The following is a 3,249-nucleotide window of genomic DNA, read 5'->3' on the forward strand; positions in this document are numbered from 1 at the left end:
AAAGTGTAATTGGAATGAAATTTCCAATTCTGTTGTGAGTATGATTTAATTATTATATAATTGTGGTATAGAAGGAAAATGACAGAAGAGGAGGTATGTATGTATCACTTAAAGAAGCTTTCCGGATACATAGTTTTAATTCTAGTGGAGATCATCTCATATTTTGCCTTACATGTGGAAGATCTTGAAATGTTTTTTATGATGTGGGGCCTGTTTTATTTTGCCCTTTTAATTTACAATGTATTTAATGTATTTGCTGATGGCTCTCTAAATGCAGTCGGTGGGAGTCTTTCTAGGGGTGCAAGTGGTGCAGGTAAACAAGTGCTCGATGCAAAACTTGCTGAATCCTTGTATTCTGAAAATAAGAATGACAAAAGAGAGGGTGGGGGCTTGATGGATCCCTCAAATATTTTCTTTGTCTTCTATACACTTATCAATATTATAGGATATGTAATTGTCATGCCAAAATGACTTGGTGATCACATATATGCGTCAGGAATAATGCTTGTTTTAGGAGGTCTCAATGTACAAAAAAATTGCAATTCAAAAGATGAAGGAAACCTTCAAGGATGCTGAATTTGGTATTATTCATACCCTTAACGTACTTGAAAATGCTGAGCGGATCTCAAAGAGTGAGAAGCTGGTCAATGATGAGTTCAAAGTGGTGGTCTTATCTGCCATATACCATGATATTGGTGCACTGGAAGCTGAGAAAAAGCATGGCAACATGATGGGCAAATATCAAGAGATAGAGGGACCGCCTATTGCGCGAAACTATATGACCTCAACAGATATTGATCGCTCAATCGTGGACCGGGTATGTTATATCGTCGGTAACCACCACACGCAAGAAGCAATTGATGGTGTGGATTTTAGAATTATTTGGGAAGCTGATTTGCTTGAAAACATGCGTGGCCTTGTTTTGACGCAGGATGATAAGCAGTTAATTGATTTTATTGATAAGTCCTTCATACTTGATGAATCTAAAAAGATTGCCTTTGAGAAGTATCTTGCCAATAAATACAATCGCTGAATAAAGAAGTGAAGTAAGAACAAGCGATTTAACATCGAGTGATCTTTCTATGAGCAATGTAAGAAGGCAGAAAATGACGAGAGGTGGTTTTAGTACTTATGGACAAAGAAATTGAAGCGTATTTGATTGAATTTATAAGACCCTATCTTAATACATCTTACGAGAATCTCAAGGAAATCGTAAGCCAATTGCCCGTTAAGGCCTTTAAAAAAGGGGCTATGGTTTTGTATCAGGGCGAGCCTTCAAATCACTGTGTATTTGTCATAAGGGGCTGTTTGAGACAGTACAGGATCAATGAAAAAGGTGATGAAGTAACGAGTGAGTTCTATGAAGAAGGCCAGTGGGTAAATGTGTTTAATGAACGTGTTGGTGATAATGTTTCGAGATATAGTGTTGTTTGTGTTGAGGCGTGTGTCCTTCTCTACAGCTATATTGATCAAAAGAACACGATGTTTGAAATGTTTCCAGATTTAAAGGATATGACCAGCCAGATGCTGGGTGAAAAACTGGGCGAGATAAATGAAAGCATTTACTCATTTGCTTCACGATCACCTGAAGAGCGGGTAAAGGAACTCATGGACAATCGGCCAAATTTGATTAAAAGAGTACCACAACATCAATTAGCAAGTTATCTCGGGATTACGCCAGAGTCGTATTCCAGAATCAAAAAAAGATTGGATTCATTGATATAAGTCAATGAATCCTTTTTTTATTCCTATTAGAATGGAGATAAGAAACTTATAAGGAGGCTTATTATGAAAGCAGTTAGATACCACAAATTTGGTGAACCAGATGTTTTACAAGTTGAAGAGATTGATGATCTGGTCATTAATGAGGATCAAATTTTAATTGAGGTTTTTTCAACAAGTGTTAATTCAGGAGATTGTCACTTAAGAAGCGGAAAGCCTTTTCTTGCCAGACTCTTTGCAGGACCTTTTACCCCAAAGCAAAAGATTCTTGGAACGACCTATTCAGGAAAAGTGGTTGAGGTGGGCAAGTCGGTAAGGCAGTTTAAAGTGGGTGATGAAGTAATGGGGTCTCTAGGGATTCATTCGGGTACTTATGTTGAATATATTAGTGTTCATGAGGATTCTGTTATTGCTATAAAACCAACCAAGCTTTCTCATGAAGAGGCAGCATCATTAATCTTTGGGTCCTTATCCGCAAAATACTTTTTGGACCAAGCAGGTCTAGATGGTGAAAAGAAAGTATTAATTATCGGCGCGTCTGGAGGCGTCGGAGCTTATGCTGTCCAATACGCTCGAAATTTAAATGCACATACGACTGGAGTCTGTCATCAAAATAGTATGGGATTTGTCAAGAAGCTAGGAGCTGATCAAGTCGTCGATTATCAGTCCGACAAGCTCTCTGATTTTAAGAATCAATTTGATATCATATTTGATACGGTTGGCAGGGAAAAACTGTCTGTGATTGAAGCGTGTTTGACAAAAGAAGGCACTTATATCACCACAGCAGCAAGGGCTGACCTCATGCTTAAGCAGATTGGCAATAAACCAAATCATAAGAGATTTATGTTCGGCATCGCCAAATCAAATGCGTCAAGCTTAATAAATATTTTAGACTTGGTTCAGTATGGTGCTTATGAGCCCTTAATTGATTCGATCTTTCCAATGAGGGATGTAGTGAGTGCTCATAGGCGTGCTGAAGAGAGCGGCAAGGCAGGTGCTATTGTATTGAATATTAAGGGGTAACTCAATTTTTAAAAATACCAAATGGTTGGTTTTCTCTTTTAAATAAAGCTGAAAATGAGACAATTCAAGTGTTTTGAGGGAAAATGCAACCAGTGGTTGACAAATTACCAAGTCCAATTGATAGTATGTAAAGGCTAAAATTGATATACTGAACTTATAAAAGAGGATGTCGACAATGTATTGATAATTGAAAATGTTGATATAGAGGAAGGTGAGAAATGATTTTAGCAGATAAAATAATCAAATTAAGGAAACAAATGGGATGGTCTCAAGAAGCACTTGCAGAAAAATTAAATGTTTCTCGGCAGTCGGTTTCAAAATGGGAAAGTGGGAGTAGTATCCCTGAACTTAATAAAATAATAATGCTTGGTGAAATTTTTGGTGTGACTACGGACTATTTGATTAAAGATGAGATTGAATCAATGGCTGAAGTTAAGCCATTTAAGGAGATGACCAACACAAGGCAAATTTCTTTGGAAGATGCAAACCATTATGTATATACTC

5 protein-coding genes are annotated in these 3,249 nt (G+C 37.3%); all 5 read left to right on the top strand.

All coding sequences use genetic code 11. From position 1 onward, the window contains the following. The first annotated feature begins 99 nt into the window (after positions 1 to 99). Positions 100 to 471: a hypothetical protein gene (locus AC220I_RS20385; RefSeq protein ID WP_486725704.1), complete on the top strand. Its 372-nt coding sequence runs from the start codon at positions 100 to 102 to the stop codon at positions 469 to 471. A gap of 52 nt (positions 472 to 523) precedes the next feature. Beyond that, positions 524 to 1,033: an HD domain-containing protein gene (locus AC220I_RS20390; protein WP_486725705.1), complete on the top strand. Its 510-nt coding sequence runs from the start codon at positions 524 to 526 to the stop codon at positions 1,031 to 1,033. Between the two features lie 98 nt (positions 1,034 to 1,131). Continuing rightward, positions 1,132 to 1,725 (top strand): Crp/Fnr family transcriptional regulator, encoded by a 594-nt coding sequence (locus AC220I_RS20395; protein ID WP_486725706.1) that lies wholly within the window; start codon positions 1,132 to 1,134, stop codon positions 1,723 to 1,725. A 63-nt stretch (positions 1,726 to 1,788) separates the two neighbouring features. Then, complete coding sequence (locus AC220I_RS20400) at positions 1,789 to 2,745, top strand: NAD(P)-dependent alcohol dehydrogenase (RefSeq protein WP_486725707.1); 957 nt, start codon at positions 1,789 to 1,791, stop codon at positions 2,743 to 2,745. 218 nt (positions 2,746 to 2,963) lie between these two features. Next, positions 2,964 to 3,249, top strand: a 286-nt coding sequence (locus AC220I_RS20405; RefSeq protein WP_486725708.1) for a helix-turn-helix domain-containing protein, incomplete at its 3' end; no start/stop codon positions are given.

The sequence above is a fragment of the Fusibacter sp. genome (genome assembly GCF_057447755.1).

Bases quoted from the DNA above. Each gene is read 5' to 3' on its own strand.
- AC220I_RS20385 (WP_486725704.1), top strand. From the start codon at position 100: ATGTATCACTTAAAGAAGCTTTCCGGATACATAGTTTTAATTCTAGTG.
- AC220I_RS20395 (WP_486725706.1), top strand. From the start codon at position 1,132: ATGGACAAAGAAATTGAAGCGTATTTGATTGAATTTATAAGACCCTAT.
- AC220I_RS20400 (WP_486725707.1), top strand. From the start codon at position 1,789: ATGAAAGCAGTTAGATACCACAAATTTGGTGAACCAGATGTTTTACAA.
- AC220I_RS20390 (WP_486725705.1), top strand. From the start codon at position 524: ATGTACAAAAAAATTGCAATTCAAAAGATGAAGGAAACCTTCAAGGAT.